The organism is Caballeronia sp. M1242, assembly GCF_017220215.1.
Classification (GTDB): domain Bacteria; phylum Pseudomonadota; class Gammaproteobacteria; order Burkholderiales; family Burkholderiaceae; genus Caballeronia.
In genome coordinates this window covers 37,968-59,525 of record NZ_CP071131.1, presented here as the reverse complement: position 1 = coordinate 59,525, position 21,558 = coordinate 37,968, and the positions used below count along the sequence as shown (strand labels likewise).

Below are 21,558 nucleotides of genomic sequence, written 5' to 3'. Positions count from 1 at the left end.
TGCGTTACGTGCGTTACGTGTTGCGGATGATGCGGACTGGAACGTCACAGTACGCCTTGCCGAGGTTGAAGCCCTGATTAGAAACCGTCTTACGTCGCAGGCCTAACTATCTAAGGCTATGAACGCAATTCATATGGACCATTATTGGCCCGAATTTGACGGCAGAAAATCACTCTTCGATACTCGATTCCGCTCTGCGCCGCAGAGCCCGCCGCAGCAACAAGTCATGGCGGTAAGGTATCCGGGACCATAGAGGGGACGATGGCATCATGACTACACAGAGACGTAAAGCTCTAGGAAAGACGAAACCGGCTGTGCTGAAGCAAGACACACTGACGCGCTTGCCTGCACTGCTCACCTTCCCAATCCTCGCGGTGGCGCTGTCTGCTTGTGGAGGTGGCAGCTCTTCGAATTCCTCGGATCCCACAATTGCGATGACGGCCGATGGTGCTGTGCAGGGCGTGGCGGCTAACGGCGTGGTGGCGTACAAGGGTATCCCCTTTGGGGCTCCTCCCGTCGGGAGCTTGCGCTGGCGCCCGCCCCAGCCCGTCGCTGCATGGAGCGGTGTGCGGCAGGCGACGTCTTTTGTTCACGACTGCATGCAAACGAGCGGCCCGAATTCCGGACTGACGGTCGCCCCGTCCGAAGATTGTCTGTACCTCAACGTATGGCGCCCGCAAAACAGCACTGGCAAGAACTTGCCTGTGATGGTCTGGATCTACGGCGGTGCATACGTCGTTGGCGGAACGTCGATGCCGAAATATGACGGCACACAGTTCGCCAAAGAAGGGGTGGTTATCGTCACAGTGAATTACCGGCTCGGTCGCTTCGGCTTCTTTGCACATCCTGCACTGACCGCGGCCGCAGCCCAGTCCGGCGAAACGTTGGCTAATTACGGTTATATGGACCAGATCGCCGCTTTGAAATGGGTACAGCGTAATATCTCCAACTTCGGCGGCGACCCCACGAACGTCACGATATTTGGGGAATCGGCTGGAGGTGAATCAATTCACAACCTACTGACATCGCCGTCGGCATCAGGACTGTTTGCAAAGGCGATTAATGAGTCCGGCAATGGACGCGTCAATCAGTACTATGGCCGTACGCTCACGCGTAACGCCAAGACGGTCGGGGCTTCGGCTGAAGAACAGGGCGCTTCATTCGCCAGTGGACTGGGAATCAACGGGAGTGACGCCAGTTCGCTGGACGCCCTACGTGCGCTCTCGGCAGATCAAGTCCTCGACGGGTTGGACACCTCAACGTTGAATACATCGCATAGCCTGGCCACGTTCTCGGGTGGCGCGATCATCGACGGGAAACTTGTGGTTGACGAACCGGAGAATCAGTACAAGGCGGGACACTTTGCGAAGATCCCGCTCATGATTGGGGTGAACAATGCCGACCTCGGATTTCCGAGTCGAGGCATTACGACGAAGGAGCAGGCGTACGCGATCTTTGGTCCTCAAAACTTGAGCGCTGCCGCTGCGGCGTTCGATCCGACTGGCACCGCCTCTGTCGCGTCCATTGAGAGCCAAATTTCTCGTGTCATTACGATGGATGAGCCCGCACGTTTTGTCGCCCGAATTTTTACGTCCAACGGCGCGCCGACGTATCTCTATCGTTTTTCGTATGTCGCTCAGTCGATCAGAGATAAAGTCGCCGGCGCCACGCATGGTGCCGAGATTCCGTACGTATTTGATACCCTTTCCTCTATCTACGGGACAGCTGTCACGAGTCAAGACGAACAGGTGGCGCGTAACATGATCGCTTACTGGACCGCGTTCGCAAAAACGGGAAATCCGTCTAACGCAGGTCTAACCAACTGGCCGGCATACAACACTGCACTCGACAACCAATTGGAATTCAATGCAGCAGGCACCTTGCAGGTGAACCAGCCGAGTCCGTTGAAAGCCCAAATCGATCTTGTTGAGCCGCTCAATGACGCTAATCAAACGGTAAATCGGCAGTATCAATAGTTGTTCAGCATGACGAGGTCGATGAGGTCGCTATGCGGCTGCCATCGAGCCTCGTGACTTACAGCGAGGTCACCGATGAACTTTAAGCGTTGAGCGGCGCGCGGGTGCTTCTTTCTGCCCTCAGAGTGACGTGCGCGGTATTTGCTGGACGAGATGCCGCGCAGCCCGCGCTCGGTAGCGATCGGGGTTGCGCCGCTCCCCGAACACCGCGATGTTGCCGATGCCTGGGAAACCTCCCGGCGCGGCGTATTCCTCGAACTGGTGCGCGAGCATCGCCATGAAGCTGTAGACCAGGATGATCTGAACCGGGGCGAGGTGGTCCGCGCCCCAAAATCCCATCAAATAGGCCAGAAGGACGAACAGGATGCCGCCGACGTAATACCAGTTCCGACGATAGAAATTCAAGCTGTTCTTCTTGCGTGACAGAATCATAGGGATCCATCGAAGACCGTTCGCGCGTGTGGACCGCAAGCGCATGAAGCCGCGTGCACTACGTCAGCGGCGTTCACGGCTTCACCATGCGCGCCCAAGCGACTGAAACAGCATCGCGGTATCCGATAACCGGTCTGCCTGCGCACGGCTCTCGTCAAGTACGGTTTGCAGCGCTGAGCGCTGTGTATCGAGCAGGCTGAACTGGCTCACCGCACCGGCCGCATATTGCGCCTGTGCAATGGAAAGACTTGCTTGCGCTTCGCGCTGCGCGTCACTGCGCTTGCTCAACGTCCGTGCGTCGTTATCCAAAGCCTGCAATGCATCCGCGACCTGCTGAAGCGCCTGAAGCACCGTTTGTTGATAGCTGGCGAGAGCAGCATCGTAGTCCGCTTGCGCCGCGCGCTTTTTCGCGCGCAGCTCGCCGCCATGAAATAGCGGCTGCGTCAGATTGAGCCCGACATTCCAGATGTTCATTCCGCTCAGCACATCGGCCATTCGCGTACGCTCCGAGCCGATCGCCGCGGAAATCGCGAGCTGCGGATACATGTTGGCCGCCGCCACGCCGACATTTGCGCTCGCCTGGTGCAGCAGCGCTTCGGACGCGCGAATGTCCGGGCGCTCCTGCGCCAGCGTCGAAGGCAGCGTGACGGGCACGTTCGACGGCAGGCGCAACGAGTCGAGCGTGATGTCGTGAAAATCAGCATCGGATGGTGCACTGCCGAGCAGTACCGCCAGTTGATGATCGGTCTGGGCAAGTTGCGTCGACAGTGGCGGCAGTGTGGCGCGCGTTTGTGCGAGCAGTGTGCGCTGAGTGCGAACGTCGAGCATCGACACGCCCCCGGCCGCGAATCGTCGTTCGACGATCGACAACTGGTGTGCCTGCGTGTCAGCGAGGCGTTCGGTCAGGTCAATCTGCTGTTGCAGCGACGCCCGACGAATTGCATTTGCAACCACGTTGCCGGCCAGCGAAAGCTTCGCCGCCTCCAGCTCGTAGGCTTCGTAATTGACCTGGGCCATCAGTCCTTCCAGCGTGCGCCGGTTGCCGCCAAATATATCCAGCGCGTAAGACACGCTGAGTGACGCGTTATAGACGGTGAAGGGACCCGGGCTTGGCACCGAGGTGATACCGAACGAATTCAGGTCGACTTTCTGGCGCGTGGTGGAAAAACTTGCATCGATCGCGGGATACTCCGTCGCACCGGCTTGCGCCACATAGTTCTCACGTGCCTCCGTCAACCTGGCTTGCGCTTGTGCCAGCGTGGGACTGTTGTACAGCGCGGTGTCGACAAGACGGTTTAGCGCAGCCGAGCCGAATTGCGTCCACCACATCGGCAGCGCGGTGTCGGCGCGGGTAAACGTCTGCGTCGTCCCCGCCGCCTCGGCGGTCACAGGCTGAGCGTCGTGAGTGTAGGACTGTGCGGTGGGCGCGGCCGGCGACTGGAAGTCCGGGCCTACCGCGCAGCCGTAAGCCGCGAGAGAAGCGACAACAGCGGTGAAGCTTGCGAGAATGTTCATCGACCGGATTCTCCTAATCGAGCGTGCGCCGGTAAAAGCGCAAAGCGATACCCAGCACGACCACGGTGAACAACGCGAGCGGCCACACCGATGGCCACAGTTCGGTCCATCCGTTGCCTTTGAGCAGAATGCCGCGCACCAGGCGGTTGAAATACGTGAGCGGCAGTACATTGCCAATCCATTGCGCCCAGCGCGGCATCCCCGCGAACGGAAACATGAAGCCGGACAACAGCATGCTGGGTAGAAAATAGAAGAAGGTCAGCTGCACGGCCTGCAACTGGTTCTGCGCGAGCGACGACAGCGTGATGCCAACGGTCAGGTTCGCGGCGATGAATAACAGTGAGGTGAGGTAAATCGCCAGCACGCTGCCTTCGAAAGGCACGTTGAACACGTAACGACACGCGGCGAGGATGATGGAGACCTGCACCAGCCCGATCGCCACATACGGCACGATCTTGCCGGTCATCACCTCGAGCGGCAGCACCGGTGTCGCGAGAAGGTTTTCCATCGTTCCGCGCTCGCGTTCGCGGGTGATGGCGAGGCCCGTCATCATCACCATCGTCATGGTCAGAATGATGCCCATCAGCCCTGGCACGACGTTGTATTGCGTGATCCCTTCCGGATTGTAGAGACGCTGCACCTGCACGCTAAAAGCATTGGGCGTGCCGTTCAGATGCGCAAGCGGCCCGGTGATGTCCTTGTCGGCCACTGGCTGAACGAGGCTTGGCAACGCCCCGATTGCGGTGCCGGTCCCGGTTGGATCGGTTGCATCGGCTTCGACAAGCAACGCGGGCCGTTCGCCGCGCAGCAATTTCGTTGAGAAGTCGGCGGGAACCGTCAGCACGAACTGCACGCGCCCTTCGGCGAGCGCGCGACGTCCCTCTTCCTCGGTATGAAGCGTGTCGACAATCCGGAAGTATTCGGAGTTCTCCATTGCCGCGACGAAGCTGCGCGAAAACGGGCTTTGGTCCGCGAGAATCACCGCGGTGGGCAGATGCTTCGGGTCGGTGTTGATCGCGAAGCCGAAAAGCGCCAGTTGGACGACCGGCAAGCCGACGATCATCGCGAACGTGATGCGGTCCCGTCGCAATTGCAACAGCTCTTTCAGCACAATGCTCCACCAGCGCGTGGGCGAAAAGAAGGCATCGGGGTTCACGGTCTGATCCCATAGTTGTCGGCAGAGCGGTTCATCATGTAGATGAAGACGTCCTCGAGGCCCGTGCCGATTTGCTCGATGTGTACCGCCTTGCCGTTTGTCGCTCGGCGGATCGCGGCTTCCAGCGCCGCATGATCGTGGCCGCTCGCATGCAAGGCTGAGCCGAATACGACGGTTTGATCGACACCATCCGTTGCGCGCAACTGCTCGGACAGCTCGGAGAGATTTGCGCCGGAAATCGACCAGGTCGCGAGGTTTTGCGAGTCGATCACTTCCTTCGATGTTCCATGCGCGAGCAGCTTGCCGTACGCGATATAGGCGAGCTTGTGACAGCGTTCCGCCTCGTCCATGTAGTGCGTGCTGACGAGCACCGAGATGCCACGCGCGGCGAGACGGTGCAGTTCCTCCCAGAAATCGCGCCGTGCGGTCGGATCGACACCGGCGGTCGGTTCATCGAGCAGCAGCAGACGCGGCTCGTGCAGCATGCAGGCGGCCAGCGCCAGCCGCTGTTTCCACCCGCCCGATAGCGCGCCGGTCAACTGGTTCGCACGGCTTTGCAAGCCGAGCGTTTCGAGCGTCGCGTCGACTTTCTCGCGGCGGTTTTTCATTCCATAAACGCGCGCGACGAAGTCGAGGTTCTCGCGGATGGTCATGTCTTCCCAGAACGAGAAGCGCTGCGTCATATAGCCGACGTTGCGCTTGATCAGGGCGCTCTGCGTCAGGATGTCGTAGCCAAGGCACTTGCCGCTGCCCGAGTCTGGGGTCAACAATCCGCACATCAGCCGGATCGAGGTTGTCTTGCCACTGCCATTCGGCCCGAGAAAGCCGAAGATCTCACCTTGCGCCACCTGCAACGACACATCGTTGACGACATGCTTGTCGCCGAAATGCTTGTTCATCCCGTGCACGTCGATCGCGTACTGCTGCTCAGAAGGCCTCATTGCAGCATCACCGCGACAGGCTGCCCCGGACGAAGCTTTTCGGCATCGGCGACGGCGGGATGCGCTTCGACCAGGTAGACGAGTTTCGAGCGGCGCTCGTTGCTGTAAATCACCGGCGGGGTGTACTCCGCCTCATTCGACACGTAGGTTATCTTTGCCGATACATCGGCAGCACAACCGTCGCAATGGATCGTCAGCGCGCGGCCCGGCTGCAGCGCTCCCGCCACTGTTTCCGGAACGAAGAACCGCACCTTGACGTTCTGCGGCGGCAGCATCTGGACGACCGGGCTACCTGCCGCCACCCATTCGCCGACGCGGAACAGCGTGTCGTACACGCGGCCCTGGGCAGGAGCCGTCACCTGCTTCTGATCGAGCTTCCATTGCGCCTGGGCGACGGCGGCCTGCGCGGCCTCGACTTGCGCCGACTGCGCACTGATTTGCTGTTGGCGTCCGGGTAGCCGGGCGACGTCGATCTGAAGAGAGAGCTCACGAACCTGAGCCGCGGTCGACTCGGCGTTCGCACGCGAATCGTCAAGTTGGGCTCTGGAAATGCCGCCTGCACTGAACTGTGCCTCGTCGCGCGTGAGTTGCAGCGCGGCCTTGCGCGCGTTCGCGCTGGCTTGCGCGAGTTGCGCTTTCGTTACGTCTATTTCGACCGGGCGCTTGCCCGTCTGGATGTCGTGCAACTGTGCTCGCGCCGATGCGAGCTGCTGCCGCGCCTGGTTCAATGCCGCAGTTTCGCTTCCAGACTCCAGTGTGAACACGGATATGCCCGAACCTACCGTCTGTCCGCGCGTGACTGCCAACTGCGTGAGCGTGCCGGCCTGCGACGAACTCAGATAGACGAATTCTCCTTCGACGTAGCCTTGATATGAAGGCGCATCCTGGTGCGAACAACCGGCGAGCGCAGTAAGAGCGAGCGCGCCTCCTGCGACGAGCGCGGTACGTATGACGGACTGAGCGTTGCGGGGCTGCGCCGCGTGGTACGTGCAGCTGCGGGGCGTTGCCTCGACTGGGCTGTCGTGCCAAAACGGCTGCGCGATGACGCGACCGCCTAGCTTCGCGCACTTGATCGGTGGATGACTGTCTTCCAACTTTTTTCTCCCGCTACGGACGTGCGATTTGCGCGTACGGCATATCCCGTTCTGCTGTGCGACCGCTCACCACCCGCGCGTTTTCATGCAGGAGCAGTCGTGCTGGGATAGATAATGACTTCTAGGTCATTAAATTGCAAGTTCTGCTTTGGGAGGCCTGGATCGGGTCAACGCGGGGAGCAGCCGAATTCATAGCTGCCGATTCAACGGACGCAACGAAATGAGCAGGCGCGGGCTATCATGACGGCGTGACGGGAAGGTCAATGCCAGAGCAACAATCGACCACCTACCGGGTGAGCGTCTTGCCGCGACCCGGTCTGTCTTTGGCGCACCGCGCCTATCGAACTTCCCAGTAAGAGAATGAAACGCACTCAAAGCTCCCAAATCGATTCAGGATCGACATTGAGTCCCGCTGCCGAACCCGCTAAACGCCGGCGCCGCAAGGACGCGCGGCCAGGTGAGATCATCGACGTCGCGCTTGCCTGCTTCCTCGAGGCGGGTTACGAGGCAACTAGACTCGATGACGTGGCGCGCCGCGCTGGTGTCGCAAAGGGAACGGTCTACCTGTACTTCGAAACCAAGGAGCATTTGTTTCGCGCGGTCGTCCAGCAAGTGACGGCAACCAACGTCCGGCAACTAAGTGAAACGATCCGGCAGTACGACGGCGCATTCGCCGAGTTCGTGCCGCTGTTTCTTTTGCGCGCAGCGACGTCGATTGGAAACAGTCTCGGCCCACGCATCGCCGCACTGATCCTGAGGGAAAGCGAGCGCTTCCCGGACCTTGGACGAATTTGGGTGGAAGAGGTGGTGGCGCCGATGTTCGATGCTTTGCAGGCGCTGGTCGAGCGCTCGCAGATGAAAGGCGAAGTGTGCGAAGGCGAGCCGCGGGCCCATGTCTTTTCGCTCGTGGGCCCGATGTTCGCGGCAATCCTTTCACGGCAGGTGCTCGCGCCACTGGGGTTCGAGCCGGTGGACTTGGCTACACTGGCTCAACAACACGCCAGGACGGTACTTGCTGGTCTGTGTCCATCATCGCAAACGGGTTCGCCCGCTCGACGACGTGTTGGACGCCGGAGCTTACCGGCTCCGGAGACAAGCTAGGTGTGCTCAATGCTGCTGGCGGTTATCCCGGACAGACCTTGTACTAGCAGTGACGACAGGGCGCGATGGGCGCTGAGACAGCGACCCCGCGCTTCCGTAGCCCGCTGCGAACGGTACACTGACTGACCGTGGGCCAAAATTGAAAGAGTCGTAGCAACCGAGAATGTGGATCGCCAGTGCACCCGATCTAGCATAAACGCCGCAGAGAACAACTGGCGCTCGTGATTCCCGCCGTACCCGCGCCCGAAACCCAGTTCACTTCTCTCGCGTTAACCGCTGAGCGGATCCGCACCAATCCCGCGGAGGTAGATAGCGAGCCGCTTTTTGATGTGGTCGCGCCTGAGCATCCGGTCCGTCGCCTCTGTCGACCTGCGTCGCGGTAACAGCGCTCCGAATACCATGTCCATTAGCATGCCCGCATCGACTAATGGGTCGTCGACTGATATCCGGCCGCGTGCCGACTCAAGCAGAAGCCATTCGATAAGTGCCTCGCGAGAGCGCAGCGCTCCGTTCTCATAGAGATAGTCGGACAGTTCCGGCAGTAAGGTGCTCTCCCTAACGATCAAGTTGAGCATCGCCTCCCGCGCCCTTTCTGCATCGTCGTCGAGGTCGAGCCGAAAAATCCGAATGAGCGTATCAAGAAGGGGCAGTTCCTCGTCTTCAGGTCTCGGCAGGTCGACAATGAGGTGCTGACAATCGCGGATCACTTCGGCGAAAAGCTCCGTCCGGTTTGTGAAAGCCTCGTAGATCGCGCGCTTGGATACTTTCGCTCTGGCGGCTACCTCGGCGGTGGTCGTACGGGCGAAGCCAAGTTCGACGAATGACTGACGTGCTGCGGCGAGAATCGCGCGCCGGCGTTCCTCGGACTCATTCGCCCTCGGTCGCCCCGGTCGTCGCGCCGAGGTCGAAGAAAGCCTGCCATCAAGTTCGTTACCGTCTTTTACCATCGCCCACCTGCCTCGCCGCCCTTTGGTACTATCTCAGTACCGAAATTATAGTCCAGCTACTCAATACGGTAGGCGCGCTAACGTCACCCGGTTCGCTTCTCGCGAAGCTACCAGCGACCCTAACTCGTTCCGCAAGGAAGAAACTTATGCCACATGAAATACCGCACTCTAGCGGGCTCAGCCCAATTCGCGATGCCCGAGTGCTGGAGGTAATCCAGCGGCTGAACTCGTCACGCCGTCACCCGGCACGCGAAGCCTTCGACGGGCCGTCTCGATATGACGCGCACGCTTTCGCCGAGTACGGCTTCTCGATCCATCCCGATCAGGGCGACCTCATCTATTTGCTTTGCCGCGCGATGAGCGCGAAACGGGTCGTGGATTTCGCGACTTCGATCGGCATGTCGGCGCTCTATTTCGCCGCTGCAATGCGTGACAACGGTGGTGGCCTCGTGATCGGCTCAGAGCTGGTGGAGGAAAAGGCGGCAATCGCGCGTGCCAACCTCGCCGACGCCGGGCTCGCGGATTTTGCCGATATCCGAGTGGGCGACGCGCGAGAAACGCTGCGTAACGTTGGTGGTCTGGTGGATTTCGCGCTGATCGATGGCTGGCCATCTCCGGAGGGTCCTTCGCTTGCGCGCAGCGTGATCGAGATTGTCGCCCCGCAGCTTCGCGTTGGGGGCTATGTGTTGAACGACAATGCGGAACCAGACTTCATCGAATACATTCGTGACCCAGCGAGTGGTTTCATCTCGACCACGTTGCCGATCAAGCGCGGGACCGAACTCGCATTGAAGATTGCCTAGGGCGCCTAAGCAGTCGCGACGAAGCTTCCTGCCCCACCCGCAGCGACCTCATTCGAGATTGTGGCGAGGATAGCAATACTCGTCTGCTCGGCCTCCGATTCGGCGATACGCGCACTCGAGGCGACCGCGTCGACGAGTTCTGATTGTTCGTGGTGTTTCTCCTTCCGCACACCAACGCCTAACGAAACCGCGCCGCGCAGGGACGGTTCGTCGAGGAACAGAGGAGTGTGGTGCTGTAGCGCCGCTGTGCGCGCCGCCGTTGCCGCGTTGAGGCTCGGGCTTTGTCCGCAGTCCAGCGCAGCAACCGCAACGGCGCGTTCGCACGGAAACCCATCTTCGCGGTGCTGGACGTGTGGCCGTGTTTCAATGCGCAACGGTGTCAGGCAACGGCGAGTGCCAGCGCTTTTGTCGTTGATCTGCCCTCTACCCGATCACGTCCGCCCGGCGTCGCGGTGCAGTTGTGCGGGCCTATCTGTCGGATCATACGTAATCGAAACATTGGCGCCGGCGGATAAAACGGCGAAATCTCGAGCACTGCGCCGCGGACTCCGGGCATCGGAGACTATCTACGGATCAACCCGTTCGAGTCAGTCCCCAAGTTCGGCCGGACCGTGCGCCAGCGTGGCTGCGTCCCGCGTGAGGGGCGCAATACGGCACTTTCGAGCAATGCGCCTTTTTACTGCCCCTCCGCCGCGCGATCTTGTGTTTCCAGTCCATTAGACCTCCGCCAGCTTCTCTAGCGGCGGCACCGGACCTTCGTTGGCGAGCAGCGCACGCTTTCTTACGTAGCGCATAATGCTCGTCGCCCCATAGCGCGATCCGCCCATGCCCGACTTTTTGAACGCGGTCTTTTCGCCGGCGAACATCATTACGCGCGGCAGTTCCGTATCGTTGATGCTCACGCCGCCCGCTTCCATCTTCGTCGCAAAGTCACCGGCCGTGTGCGTGTCCGGGCCGAATACTGCGCCGCTCAGCCCAAACATCGAATCGTTCATCAAGCGCTCGGCTTCGTCCGCGGTCGAGAAGCGCATCACCGGCACTACAGGCCCGAAAGTCTCGTCCGTCATCAGCGTCATCTCGTGCGTCACATCGGTGACGATGGTCGGATCGATCCACACCGCGCCGTTCACCGTCTCGCTCCTGCCGCCGAGCACGATCTTTGCGCCCTTCGCGAGCGCATCATCGAGCTGCGCATCGATGATGGACGCCTGCTGACCGAAGATCATCGGGCCGTAGTGACCGCCGTCGCCCGCTGCGTGACTGCGCTTGAGTGTCTGCGCTTGCCTCGTGAGTTCGGCGACGAGCGCATCGTAAAGCGAATCGTGCGCATACACGCGTTCGATCGCATAGCAGACCTGCCCCGAGTTATAGAGCGCGCTGCGCAAGATGCTGGTCGCTGCGCGCTTCACGTCCGATCCCTCGAGCACGACGGCCGCATCCTTGCCTCCGAGTTCTAGGAACGCGGGAATAAAGGCCTGCGCGGCCGCTGCCGCAATTTTCTGGCCCGTCGGCACGCTGCCGGTGAAGACGACCGCATCCGATTGCGCGACGATCGCCGCGCCCGTTTCGGCCGCGCCCTGCACGAGATTGACGATGCCTCTGAGCGCCGGCACCGCATCGAGTGATCGCTTCAGCGGTTCGACGAAGCGCGGCGTGACTTCACTCGGCTTGATGACGACGGCCGCACCCGCGACAAGAGCGGGAATCGCGTCGATGAAGGACAGCACGAGCGGAAAATTCCAAGGGCTGATGACGCCTACCACCGGGTACGGCGAATACGTCACCTTGAATACGACATCGGGATGCGCGTCGAGCTTGCGGAACGGCGTGGCGAGCACTTCGGGCGCGGCATCGCAGAAGCCGTGGATGAAGTGAATGACCGCGCCGAGTTCTTCCTCGGAGATGCGGCGGCGCGCCGTATCGACGGACAGCGCATCGACGATCTGCTTGCCGTTCGCCTCCAGTTGCGCGGCCCATTCGCCGAGCGCCTTTGTGCGATGTTCGAGTCCGAGCGCGTTCCATGCGCGCTGTGCGTCGCGTGCCTGCGCGATTACGAGAGCGACATCGTCCGTGGATGCCGCATTGAATTCGTAGTCGTGTTCGCCCGTGCGGGGGTTGCGTACCTTGATTGACTTCATCGTGATTCCGGTCTGTTGTCTGCCCGGTGATGGGCGGTTGTCCAAAGTAAGGACGATGCTAACAACAGATATTTCGACACGGCAGTCACGCGCGCGAGATGCGGCCGATTTCCTACAAGTGAGAGCGTTGTTCCGATATCAACGCTTGTCCGCGGTATCCGCGTTGCCGGTTTCGCTTCTTGCACGCGCGGCTTCCGGTGCATCGCGCTGCTGCGTGGAAGGGCTAGCGAGACGCCGCGCGTCTTTCGGCGCGAAGCCGAAGTAGTCGCGAAACGCCGCCGTGAAGCTCGTCTGATGCTGATAACTCGTTGCAAGAGCGACTTGTCCAACGGGCAAGCGCTCGTCGACGAGCAATCGCAATGCATGATTCATCCGGCATCGATGCCCGTATTCGAAAATCGTCATGCCATATAGAAACTTAAAACCGCGCTTCAGCTTCGACGCGTTCGTTCCAACGGCGCGCGCGAGCTCCGGAATCGTCGGCGCGACGCGCAAGTCCGCAACAATCATCCGCTGCGCCTGTTCGATCAGCCGGAGATCGCGTGCGGAAAGCGTCTCGCCCGGAGAATCGTCGCGCAGATGCGTGAGCCACATTTCGATGCACGCGCACAGTATTTCGTTGCACTTGCCTTCGAGATAGAAGAGCTGACGCGCACCCTTATATGGCGATGCCAGCAATTGCTCGGCAATCTGCAGCGCGTCGACACTGAAGGGCATCTGCCGGTTGTAGATCTGATCGCGATCGATCGATGCCAGTTCCGCGCGAATCTTGTCGGCCTCGCCGCCGAGCGCTTGCACGAGGCGGTCGAAGTAGCGCCGCGTCACGTACATGCCGACCGATTGCCACGGCCCCGGCCCGCACGTCACCTGATACTGCACGTCCGTGCCCTGACTGCACACGAGCAGATTCGGCGCGTTCACATGCAGATGCCCCGTATCGGAGAAGTCGACACTCGCCGGTCCTGCAATCGAGAAATGAAACTCGACGAAGCCTTCGGGAAGGATCTTCTCCGAGCGGCTATGCGCATAGTTGCAGTCCGATACGACGAGATAGATTTCGTCGCGAATGCTCGCCATCTTCCACACGCCCTCTTCCGCACCGCCCGGCACCGTGACGGTTCCGCCGTATAAGCCGAACTCCGGAACGCTCACGCAATCGGGCTGCACGCGCAGTTGATAGAACGCTTCGGTGAGGCGCGCCTGCCGGCCTGCGAGCGCGTTTCTGAAAAGTCCAGCGTGTGATTCGGTCATTCTGTCTCCTGGCCGTTGCGTGCGCCGCTACCGCCCGGACGCTCGCTCGATCATTCAAGAACCTGAATTATGGGTCGCCAAAAGTATCGTGGCGATGCAAGCGCGCTGCATCGACGGACCAGGCAAGAAAAACCGCTTTTCCTAGGTTCGCGGCGTCTTTGCGTATCCCGGCAAAAAATGCGGCGGGTATAAGAAGGCCACAGGCGCGCAGTCCGCGCTCATCCCTCGTCATGCCTCTTTTCGCGATGAAACACTACCTTTCCCGGCTGCGCGCACGCGGCGACTTGCTGACCGTTACGCGCGAAGTCGATCCGCGCTTCGAAGCCGCCGCCGTCGCGCGACGCCTGCAGCGCGAAACCACGAAGCCCGTGCTCTTCGAGAACGTCCGCGGCAGCAGGCTGCCCGTGTTGCTCAACCTCTATAGCGATCACGACCGGCTGCGCGAAATCATCCGCTGCGCGCCGGAAGAAACGTTCTGCGCTCGTCTGGATCGCGAGATCACGCTTGCATCGACGCTCGACAACCCTGTGGAACATGTGCCGATGCCATCGGACTGGATCACCGGCAAGCTGTCCGACCTGCCGATCCTCACCTATCACGAACGCGACGGCGCGCCGTACATCACCTCTGGCATTTTCCTCGCGAAGGACCCGGACACTGGCGTGCCGAACCTCTCGTTTCATCGCTCGATGGTCGTTTCCGACGACGAACTGCGCATTCGCCTCGGCAGCAGTCACGACCTCGCGCAGTACCAGTTGCGAGCGGAAGCGCGCGGCGAGGCGCTCGAAGCCGCCATTCTGATCGGCGCGGCGCCCGAGCTGTTCATGAGCGCGTGCGTGTCGCTGCCGCCGGAAGGCGACGAACTCGCGCTCGCCGCGGCCATTCGCGGCGGCCCCCTCGCGATGCGCCGCGCGCTTACCGTCGAGCTCGACGTTCCGGTGGCCGCCGAGATCGTCATCGAAGGCCGCATCCTGCCGAACGAGCGGCGCCCCGAAGGTCCGTTCGGCGAATTCATGGGCTATTACGTCGAAGTCGGCGACAACCATGTGTTCGAAGTCACGCATGTCGGCTGGCGTGAAGGCGCGGTGTTTCATGGCCTCATTTGCGGGTCCGACGAAGACCTGCGACCGCTCGAAGCGGCAACGGCCGCACGCATCTACAAAGCGATATCGGCGCAAGTGCGCGGCGTGCTGGACGTCACGTGCAAGCCCACGGTGATGAATACGATCATCAAGATCGACAAGCAATACGACGGCCACGCGCAACACGCGCTGCTTGCCGCGCTCGGCTCGCATCTCGATTACAACAAGCTGTGCATCGTCGTCGACAAGGACATCGACATCTACGACATGGACGAAGTGATCTGGGCATTCCTCACACGCGGGCGCGCGGACACGCGCACGATGGTCATCGAGAATGTGCCGGGGTTCTATCGCGATGCCCACAAGGACCACTGGGGACGGCTCGCCATCGATGCGACGAAGCCCTGGGGTCGCGAAGCCGAGTTCGAACGCAAGTCGATTCCGGGCGTCGATACGCTCGTGCTCGAAGACTATCTGCCGCAAGCCGGCGCGCGGGCGTTGCGATGATGGCGCAACGCCCGCGCCGTATCGTCGTTGCGATCACGGGCGCGACGGGCGCCGTCTATGGCGTGCGTCTGCTTGCGGCGCTGCGCGAACGCGCGGTCGAAACGCATCTCGTCGTCTCGCGCGCCGGATGGCTTACGCTGCACGACGAGATGGCGCTCGATCGCAACGCGATGCGTGCGCGCGCCGACCAGTGGCACGAGCCGAACGAGATCGGCGCGACGCTTGCAAGCGGATCGTTCCAGCATGACGGCATGGTCATCGCGCCGTGCTCGATGAAGACGCTCGCGGCCATCGCGCACGGTCTCGACGACAACCTCGTCACGCGAGCAGCCGACGTTACGCTGAAGGAGCGGCGCAAGCTGGTGCTGCTCGCGCGTGAAACGCCGCTCACCCTCGCGCATCTGAACAACATGACGCTCGTGACGCAGATGGGCGGCGTCGTCATGCCGCCGCTGCCGTCGTTCTATGCGAAGCCCGGCAGCATCGACGAACTGGTCGATTACACGGTGCAGCGCGTGATCGACCAGTTCGGCCTCAACGACGATCACGCCTACGCACGCTGGCAAGGCTTGCGCTGATCGAGGCGCAATGCACAAGAGCCGCTCGAATCTTGCGGGCGGCCCTTCTTTTCTGGAGCGTTGGCAGCGTCAAACCTTCGCGCCCATCGGCTCCAGCTTTTTCTTCGACGCGCCGCGCTTCTTGCGCGTCGCCATCGACAGCAAGGTGCCAAGCACGAACAGCGCCGTGACGAGCTTGAGGTCAGACGGCTGGAACCCGAGCGCGAGCACGACCGAGATCAACTGGAAGTAGATGATCGAGCCGATGACCGGTGCGATCACCTGCCGCGTCATCGAGCGATTGCCGATCACCGCTTCGCCGAGCAGCAGCGCCGCGAGTCCGTTCACGAGCACGCCGAAGCCCATGTTCACATCGGCGAACCCCTGGTTCTGCGCGAGCATCGCACCGCCCATCGCGGCAAACAGATTCGCCAGGCCGAGCCCGACGAGCGTGTACACCTTCACGTTGATGCCCTGCGCCTTCGCCATCGACGCACTCGATCCGATCGCGCGCATCGCAAGTCCATGCTCCGTGCCGAGGAACCACAATACGCATGTAGCGATCGCCACGTCGATCACGCCGAGCATCGCGATACGAGGCAGATAGCCGCCGCCATCGCCGGGAAGCCACGAGAACACGCTGGGGAACGCGAACAGCGCGGCGTTCGGCTGGCCCATCACGCGGATATCGATCGAATAGAGCATCGACAAGACGAGAATGCCGCATAGAAGCGTGTTGACCTTCGCCTTCTCGTGGATATAGCCGGTGACGACTCCCGCGAGAAAGCCTGCCAGCGCACCGCCGAGCAGGGCCATCACCGGATTGAGGCCAAGCATCAGCAGCTTCGCGCACACGCACGCGCCGAACGGAAACGCGCCCTCGCCCGTCATGTCGGCGAAGTTGAGGATGCGAAACGGGATCATGATCGCAATCGCAATCAACGCATAGGTCAGCCCTTGCATCAGGCCGACCGGGACCAGATCGACAAAACCACTCAGGAAGTTCATGCGTTCACCGTCAAGGCCGTCGCCGGCTCCTCGTTGAAGTAGGCCATCAGCTTCTCGATGGTCATCGCGCGCTTCGCGTCGCCGCTCAAATCGCCGACGATGCGTCCGTCGCGCATCATGATCAGGCGATTGCCAAAGTCGATGGCGTGCTGCATGTTGTGCGTGACCATCATCGTCGTGAGGCTCTGCTCGCGCACGACCTGCTCGGTCACACGCATGACGATGGCCGCCGTGCGCGGATCGAGCGCGGCCGTGTGTTCGTCGAGCAGCAGCAGCTGGGGGCGCTGCAGCACGGCCATCAACAGCGACAATGCCTGACGCTGGCCGCCCGACAGCAGCGAAGCCTTCGTCTTCAGGCGCTTTTCCAGCCCGAGATCGAACGACGCCATGCGGTCGCAGAATTCCTTCGACAGCGCGCTCGTGAGTCCGAGCCCGAACGATCGCTTGAGGCCGCGCCGGTTCGCCACCGCGAGATTCTCTTCGAGACTCAGCGCCGCGGCGGTCCCGACCGCCGGGTCCTGAAACACCCGCGCGATATGCCGCGCGCGCTTGTGCGTGGGCAGCGGCGTCACGTCCCGCCCGTCAATCACGATCGCGCCGCTGTCGGGCGTGACTTCGCCCGCGAGCAGATTGAGGAACGTGGACTTGCCCGCGCCGTTGCCACCCACGACGACAGCAAAGTCGCCGGCGAACAGCTTGAGCGATACATCCGACAACGCGATGCGCTCATCCACGGTGCCCGGGTGGAATGTCTTGCAGATCTTCTCGGCCGACAGCATGGGAATGTGGCGCTCGCGCATCGTCGTTACCTTGGCCCGGTTGCGTCCGTTCAGTTGACGAAGCATTTGCAATCCTCGAAAGCGGCGGGCACCGTCAACCCCAGCGCCTGATATTGACTCTTGCTGATCTGCGTGACGTAGTCCGATTGCGTCGGCAATGCGGGCGGCAGCGCCGATGTCTTCTCGCCCTTCAGCACGCGGCCCGCAAGCTTCGCGGCATTCGCGCCGACCGATTCCAGCGACACCGCATACGACGCGGTCGCCATCCCCTTCTTGATGGACTCGGTCTCCGAGCTCAGGACTGGAATCTTCAGGCGCTGCATGCTCGCCGCGACGGCGGGGATGGCCGACTGCACTAGATTCGATCCGGTGATGTACACGAAGCCCACGCCTTTCAAGAGTTGCGCGCGCTGCGTAATGTCGTTGACCGTATCGACGCTGACGGCCTTGAACGTGAGTCCCGCGCGCTGCGCCGCGGCTTCGAGCGCCCTCGTCGTCACAACGTCGTTCGCTTCGCCGGGGTTGTAGAGCGTGCCGAACGACTTCACGCCGGGGAACGCCTTCTTGGCGAAAGCGAGCACGGCATCGAAATCCTGCAGATCCGACGATCCCGTGAAGCGATCGCCGCCCTGCTTCCAGCCCGGCACGAGGCCCGCCGCGACCGGATCCGTGACTTCAGTGAAGACGAGCGGCGTCTTCGCATCGGGCACCGCGGAGCGCGCCACCTGCGATACCGATGTCGTCACCGTCAGAATGAGCGCGGGATGCTTCGCGGCAATCTGCGAAAACATCTGCGGCATCAGCGCCTGTGTGAAGTTGGCGTCGCTATAGACATAGCTCACGTTCTTGCCTTCGACATAGCCTTCCTTCGCCATCTGCTGCTTGAAGCCGTCGATGGTCTTTTCGAGCGACGGGTGCGGCCCGAGGTTGGCAATGCCGATGACGGTCGGGTCCGCCGCGGCCGGCAGCGCGGTCAGGGCGAACACGGCGGCGCAGATCGCGCCCAGTGCTGTCGATAACGTGCGGTTCGTCGAGCGTGCGCTCGTGCTGAAGCGTTCTTTCATGGTGTGTTCCGGTATCGGGTTCGGCGCTCCGCGACGGAAGCGGACGGCGGCTCGACGGTATTTTTAGCACCGTTGATTTGCGCGACATTAAAGCGGGCGGTGCAATTGCCGTTTCGCTACAACTCGCGCCGCTTTGCCTATATTTCAGGCGGCCACGCGCGGCACGGCGGCGCGCATGCGTTCGACGAGAATCCGCGCGGCGCGCTCGCCGCTCGCGCAGGCGCCCGTCAGCAGCGCTTGCGACAGCCAGTCGCCGCAATAGACGACAGGCGGCGCGCTCTCTTCCGGGCGCTCGTTCGCGCGTTGCTCCTGCCAGCGCCAGAACTGGTTCACGCGCGCGCCGTAGCCCGGCGAAAACACCGGCAGCTTGCGCGGGATCCACTGATTCGCGACGGCCACCACATGTCGGTCGAAGTCGGGAATGTAGGCGCGCAATTCATCGCGTATGAGGACGTCGAGTTCATGTTCGACGCCGCGCTGCACGGCCTCCTGGGCGGCTTCCGGCGTGAGCTGGCAGTAAATCTGAGTGAGCGGCCGCCCGCTCGCCGGCGCGGCGGGCAACTGCTGATACGTCGCAATGCGTCCCGGCAGGCCGCGCATCGCGAACTGCATCATCGGCGGCAACGGCTTTGCAAAACCGTAGTGAACGACGCCGAGCGAGTTGTAGCGCACGGCATCGAACATCCGGCGTTCGGCTTGCGTGGGGTTATCGACGATTGCTTTCGCGAGAGACCCTTCGACCGCGCACACGGCAAAGTCCGCGCGGAACAGCTCTCCGTTCTGCAGCGCAAGTTCGACGCCATCCGCATGACGCCTGATCTTGCGGACGGCCACGCCGGTGCGCACATCCAGTTGCGCTGCGAGCGCGTGGCAGACGCGGCCCATGCCGCCCTTCAGCGTGTTTACCGTGCTCTGCCCGACCATATGCGGCACCGTCGATACATAGAACAGCGCCGACAAATCTTCGGGATCGAAGCTACGCGTCGCCCGGAAGACCGGCTCGACCATGCGCGTGAGCACGTTCGGTCCGAGCGTCTCGCGGATATACGCGGCGAGTGTCATGTCGTCGAGCCGCGCATCGACGGCGAGCGCGCTCGTCGCCCAGTCGGGATCGACCTGCTTCTTCGCACGCAGCATCGCGATGGCGTGAGCCACGAGGCGCACGCGCTCGCTGACGGCCAGGCCGGGCGTCGTGAGCGAGCGTGGCGACGGCATCAGTTCGATGGTGTGCTCGCCCTGCGGGGACTTGCACTGCGCGGTCAGCCGATGCAGCGGCACGAGCGCATCGTGCATCGCGAGATCGTCGACGAGACGGTTGAACGCCTGGCCGAACGGATAGACGAGGCGCGCGCCGCTGTTGTAGACGAGATCGCCGGTGCGCCGGTCGCCCATGCGTCCGCCAATGACGCTCTGCGCGTCGAACACCGTCACGCGCACGCCCGCCCGCTTCAGCCGGTAAGCGGCCGTGAGTCCCGCGATTCCCGCGCCGACCACGGCGACGTGCCGGCCGGATAGAGAGTGATTCATCGTTTGCCTTGAAGTGCCGTCAATCGACGGGCCTGGTCACAGTGGAAGAAACGCGCAATTCGATCAGCGATACGCCGCTCGATGCCCACGCCCGCTGCAGCGCCGGCGCAAAGGCTTCCGTGCTGTCGACGGCTTCGCCGCGCGCGCCGAACGACTGCGCGAAGGCGGCGAAATCGATGACGCCGAGCGCCGTGCCCGTGGCGCGGTCGAAGAGCCGCCGCTGCGCGTTGCCGATCGCGCCGTAAGCGCGGTTGTTGACCACGATCACCAGCAAATTCAGACCGAGGCGCACGGCGGTTTCGAGTTCTTCGGCGTGCATCATGAAGCAGCCGTCGCCGGCGATCGCGACCACTCGCCGCGCCGGATCGAGCAACGCGGCGCCGATGGCTGCGGATAGGCCGTAGCCCATCGCTCCGCTTTTCGGACCGAGTTGCGTGCCGGGCAGGCGATGCCGCAAATACCGCTGCGGCCACAGCGCGTAGGCGCCAGCGCCGGACGCGACGAGCGCATCGCGGGGCAACGCGGCATCGAGCGATTCGAACACCGCGCGCAGATCGAGCGGACCGGGACATCGTCCGCTCTGGGCGAACGCGACACGGTCTGCACGCGCTGCGCGCACCCATGCGATGCGTTCATCGTCCGGAGCAGGCGCATTTGCGGCGGCGGCCCATGCGGCGACGAAGGCGCCGGCATCGGCGGGAATCGCAAGGTCCGCGCGATACGCATTGTTGAGATCGCTGGCATCGGCATGAACATGCACCAGCACGTTGGCCTGGCGCGGCGGCGTCCATAGCGTGAAGCCGCTGAACGCGCCCGCGCCGACCGTGTTGAGCTCGCCGAGACGCGCATTCAACGCGACGATGCAATCGGCTTTACCGATGCGCGCCGCCAGCGCAGGATCAATACCGAGGCCGATTTCGCCCGCGAAGTTCGGATCGTCGTGATCGATCAGATCGCGGCGGCGGTACGTCGTCGCGATGGGCACGCCGTGCGCGCGGGCAAGCATTGTCAGCGTTTGCAGCGACGCGGCCTGCCAGCCCGTTCCGCCGACGATCAGTAGCGGCCGCCGCGCCTCGGCCAGCAGCGTCGTGAAGCGCGCGAGGTCATGCGGTGCGGGCGCGGCGGCGATTGTCGCCGGACGCGGCAGATCGGCGACATCGGCCATTTGGCGCGACACGTTTTCGGGCAGCACGAGCACGACCGGCCCGCGACGGCCTGACATCGCGATATGCCACGCTCGCGCGAGCATCTCCGGAATGCGCGACGCCGATTCGATCAGTCCGACCCACTTCGTCAGTGGGCCGAACACTTGATGAAAATGCCCGAGGCCAAGCATGGCCTCGCGCTCGGAGGACTGCATGTCCGCCTGCCCGACGATCATCACGAGCGGCGCGCTGTCGGTATGGGCGGTGTGTATGGCGAGCGTCGCGTTCAACGCGCCCGGCGCGCGCGCCGCGAGGCACACGCCGGGCTGGCCGCTGAACTGGCCGATGGCCTGCGCGGCGTAGGCCATGCCGGCTTCGTGCCGGAAGCTCGCGAGACGGATCGCGGGCGCGCGCACGGCGAGCGCATCGACCAGTTCGAGAATGCCTTCGCCGGGAATAAGCGTCACGACGGGCACCCCGAAATTCCTCAATGCGTCGGCGAATATCGCTGCCCCACTGCGAGGCGCTGGCGAAA

General features: G+C 62.3%; 18 protein-coding genes. 5 read left to right on the top strand and 13 right to left on the bottom strand.

Annotated features, from left to right (window positions below; all coding sequences use genetic code 11):
- Positions 1–269: 269 nt before the first annotated feature.
- Positions 270–1,976 carry a carboxylesterase/lipase family protein gene (locus JYK05_RS19815; RefSeq protein WP_175942996.1) on the top strand — a complete coding sequence of 569 codons (1,707 nt, stop codon included), beginning with the start codon at positions 270–272 and terminating at the stop codon, positions 1,974–1,976.
- 120 nt (positions 1,977–2,096) lie between these two features.
- Here the strand turns inward: JYK05_RS19815 and JYK05_RS19810 are convergent, their stop codons facing one another.
- From JYK05_RS19810 to JYK05_RS19790, 5 genes are all read right to left on the bottom strand, one after another.
- Positions 2,097–2,408 (bottom strand): hypothetical protein, encoded by a 312-nt coding sequence (locus tag JYK05_RS19810; protein WP_206470228.1) that lies wholly within the window; start codon positions 2,406–2,408, stop codon positions 2,097–2,099.
- 81 nt (positions 2,409–2,489) lie between these two features.
- Positions 2,490–3,923 carry an efflux transporter outer membrane subunit gene (locus JYK05_RS19805; RefSeq protein WP_206470226.1) on the bottom strand — a complete coding sequence of 478 codons (1,434 nt, stop codon included), beginning with the start codon at positions 3,921–3,923 and terminating at the stop codon, positions 2,490–2,492.
- Between the two features lie 13 nt (positions 3,924–3,936).
- On the bottom strand, positions 3,937–5,079 hold the full coding sequence (locus tag JYK05_RS19800) for an ABC transporter permease (RefSeq protein ID WP_206470224.1): 1,143 nt from the start codon (positions 5,077–5,079) through the stop codon (positions 3,937–3,939).
- Complete coding sequence (locus tag JYK05_RS19795) at positions 5,076–6,020, bottom strand: ABC transporter ATP-binding protein (protein WP_206470222.1); 945 nt, start codon at positions 6,018–6,020, stop codon at positions 5,076–5,078. Before JYK05_RS19795 ends, JYK05_RS19800 begins: the two co-directional genes overlap by 4 nt.
- Positions 6,017–6,970 (bottom strand): HlyD family secretion protein, encoded by a 954-nt coding sequence (locus tag JYK05_RS19790; protein WP_206470493.1) that lies wholly within the window; start codon positions 6,968–6,970, stop codon positions 6,017–6,019. The genes JYK05_RS19795 and JYK05_RS19790 overlap by 4 nt, the downstream gene beginning before the upstream one ends.
- A 504-nt stretch (positions 6,971–7,474) precedes the next feature.
- On the opposite strand from JYK05_RS19790, the gene JYK05_RS19785 reads away from it, so the two are divergent.
- Positions 7,475–8,215: a TetR/AcrR family transcriptional regulator gene (locus tag JYK05_RS19785; protein ID WP_206470221.1), complete on the top strand. Its 741-nt coding sequence runs from the start codon at positions 7,475–7,477 to the stop codon at positions 8,213–8,215.
- 269 nt (positions 8,216–8,484) lie between these two features.
- Here JYK05_RS19785 and JYK05_RS19780 read toward each other — a convergent pair whose 3' ends face one another.
- Positions 8,485–9,162, bottom strand: a complete 678-nt coding sequence (locus JYK05_RS19780) for a TetR/AcrR family transcriptional regulator (RefSeq protein WP_175942984.1) — start codon at positions 9,160–9,162, stop codon at positions 8,485–8,487.
- 146 nt (positions 9,163–9,308) lie between these two features.
- Here JYK05_RS19780 and JYK05_RS19775 point away from each other — a divergent pair, with 146 nt between their 5' ends.
- Positions 9,309–9,965, top strand: a complete 657-nt coding sequence (locus JYK05_RS19775; protein WP_206470219.1) for an O-methyltransferase — start codon at positions 9,309–9,311, stop codon at positions 9,963–9,965.
- A gap of 716 nt (positions 9,966–10,681) precedes the next feature.
- Here the strand turns inward: JYK05_RS19775 and JYK05_RS19770 are convergent.
- Both JYK05_RS19770 and JYK05_RS19765 read right to left on the bottom strand, forming a co-directional pair.
- Positions 10,682–12,103 (bottom strand): aldehyde dehydrogenase family protein, encoded by a 1,422-nt coding sequence (locus JYK05_RS19770; RefSeq protein ID WP_206470217.1) that lies wholly within the window; start codon positions 12,101–12,103, stop codon positions 10,682–10,684.
- A gap of 138 nt (positions 12,104–12,241) precedes the next feature.
- Positions 12,242–13,354 carry an AraC family transcriptional regulator gene (locus tag JYK05_RS19765; RefSeq protein WP_206470215.1) on the bottom strand — a complete coding sequence of 371 codons (1,113 nt, stop codon included), beginning with the start codon at positions 13,352–13,354 and terminating at the stop codon, positions 12,242–12,244.
- Positions 13,355–13,599: 245 nt separating this feature from the next.
- Here JYK05_RS19765 and JYK05_RS19760 point away from each other — a divergent pair, with 245 nt between their 5' ends.
- Both JYK05_RS19760 and JYK05_RS19755 read left to right on the top strand, forming a co-directional pair.
- Positions 13,600–14,943: a UbiD family decarboxylase gene (locus tag JYK05_RS19760; RefSeq protein WP_206470213.1), complete on the top strand. Its 1,344-nt coding sequence runs from the start codon at positions 13,600–13,602 to the stop codon at positions 14,941–14,943.
- Positions 14,943–15,521, top strand: a complete 579-nt coding sequence (locus JYK05_RS19755) for a UbiX family flavin prenyltransferase (protein ID WP_371826480.1) — start codon at positions 14,943–14,945, stop codon at positions 15,519–15,521. The genes JYK05_RS19760 and JYK05_RS19755 overlap by 1 nt, the downstream gene beginning before the upstream one ends.
- A gap of 69 nt (positions 15,522–15,590) precedes the next feature.
- On the opposite strand, the gene JYK05_RS19750 is transcribed toward JYK05_RS19755, so the two are convergent.
- The 5 genes from JYK05_RS19750 to JYK05_RS19730 form a co-directional block, all read right to left on the bottom strand.
- Positions 15,591–16,508: an ABC transporter permease gene (locus JYK05_RS19750; protein ID WP_175942971.1), complete on the bottom strand. Its 918-nt coding sequence runs from the start codon at positions 16,506–16,508 to the stop codon at positions 15,591–15,593.
- Positions 16,505–17,287: an ABC transporter ATP-binding protein gene (locus JYK05_RS19745; protein WP_175943957.1), complete on the bottom strand. Its 783-nt coding sequence runs from the start codon at positions 17,285–17,287 to the stop codon at positions 16,505–16,507. Before JYK05_RS19745 ends, JYK05_RS19750 begins: the two co-directional genes overlap by 4 nt.
- A 50-nt stretch (positions 17,288–17,337) precedes the next feature.
- Positions 17,338–18,351, bottom strand: coding sequence for an ABC transporter substrate-binding protein (locus JYK05_RS19740; RefSeq protein WP_206470211.1), 1,014 nt, complete (start codon positions 18,349–18,351; stop codon positions 17,338–17,340).
- Positions 18,352–18,495: 144 nt separating this feature from the next.
- Entirely contained in the window at positions 18,496–19,878 is a 1,383-nt protein-coding gene (locus tag JYK05_RS19735; RefSeq protein WP_206470210.1) for an NAD(P)/FAD-dependent oxidoreductase, read from the bottom strand.
- 19 nt (positions 19,879–19,897) lie between these two features.
- Complete coding sequence (locus JYK05_RS19730) at positions 19,898–21,499, bottom strand: thiamine pyrophosphate-dependent enzyme (protein ID WP_241270056.1); 1,602 nt, start codon at positions 21,497–21,499, stop codon at positions 19,898–19,900.
- Positions 21,500–21,558: the final 59 nt, after the last annotated feature.

Excerpts from the sequence above, each read along its gene's own strand:
- JYK05_RS19750 (WP_175942971.1), bottom strand. The coding sequence starts at position 16,508 with ATGAACTTCCTGAGTGGTTTTGTCGATCTGGTCCCGGTCGGCCTGATG.
- JYK05_RS19780 (WP_175942984.1), bottom strand. The coding sequence starts at position 9,162 with ATGGTAAAAGACGGTAACGAACTTGATGGCAGGCTTTCTTCGACCTCG.
- JYK05_RS19765 (WP_206470215.1), bottom strand. The coding sequence starts at position 13,354 with ATGACCGAATCACACGCTGGACTTTTCAGAAACGCGCTCGCAGGCCGG.
- JYK05_RS19810 (WP_206470228.1), bottom strand. The coding sequence starts at position 2,408 with ATGATTCTGTCACGCAAGAAGAACAGCTTGAATTTCTATCGTCGGAAC.
- JYK05_RS19775 (WP_206470219.1), top strand. The coding sequence starts at position 9,309 with ATGCCACATGAAATACCGCACTCTAGCGGGCTCAGCCCAATTCGCGAT.
- JYK05_RS19735 (WP_206470210.1), bottom strand. The coding sequence starts at position 19,878 with ATGAATCACTCTCTATCCGGCCGGCACGTCGCCGTGGTCGGCGCGGGA.
- JYK05_RS19755 (WP_371826480.1), top strand. The coding sequence starts at position 14,943 with ATGGCGCAACGCCCGCGCCGTATCGTCGTTGCGATCACGGGCGCGACG.
- JYK05_RS19760 (WP_206470213.1), top strand. The coding sequence starts at position 13,600 with ATGAAACACTACCTTTCCCGGCTGCGCGCACGCGGCGACTTGCTGACC.
- JYK05_RS19785 (WP_206470221.1), top strand. The coding sequence starts at position 7,475 with ATGAAACGCACTCAAAGCTCCCAAATCGATTCAGGATCGACATTGAGT.
- JYK05_RS19770 (WP_206470217.1), bottom strand. The coding sequence starts at position 12,103 with ATGAAGTCAATCAAGGTACGCAACCCCCGCACGGGCGAACACGACTAC.
- JYK05_RS19815 (WP_175942996.1), top strand. The coding sequence starts at position 270 with ATGACTACACAGAGACGTAAAGCTCTAGGAAAGACGAAACCGGCTGTG.
- JYK05_RS19795 (WP_206470222.1), bottom strand. The coding sequence starts at position 6,020 with ATGAGGCCTTCTGAGCAGCAGTACGCGATCGACGTGCACGGGATGAAC.
- JYK05_RS19805 (WP_206470226.1), bottom strand. The coding sequence starts at position 3,923 with ATGAACATTCTCGCAAGCTTCACCGCTGTTGTCGCTTCTCTCGCGGCT.
- JYK05_RS19740 (WP_206470211.1), bottom strand. The coding sequence starts at position 18,351 with ATGAAAGAACGCTTCAGCACGAGCGCACGCTCGACGAACCGCACGTTA.
- JYK05_RS19745 (WP_175943957.1), bottom strand. The coding sequence starts at position 17,287 with ATGCTGTCGGCCGAGAAGATCTGCAAGACATTCCACCCGGGCACCGTG.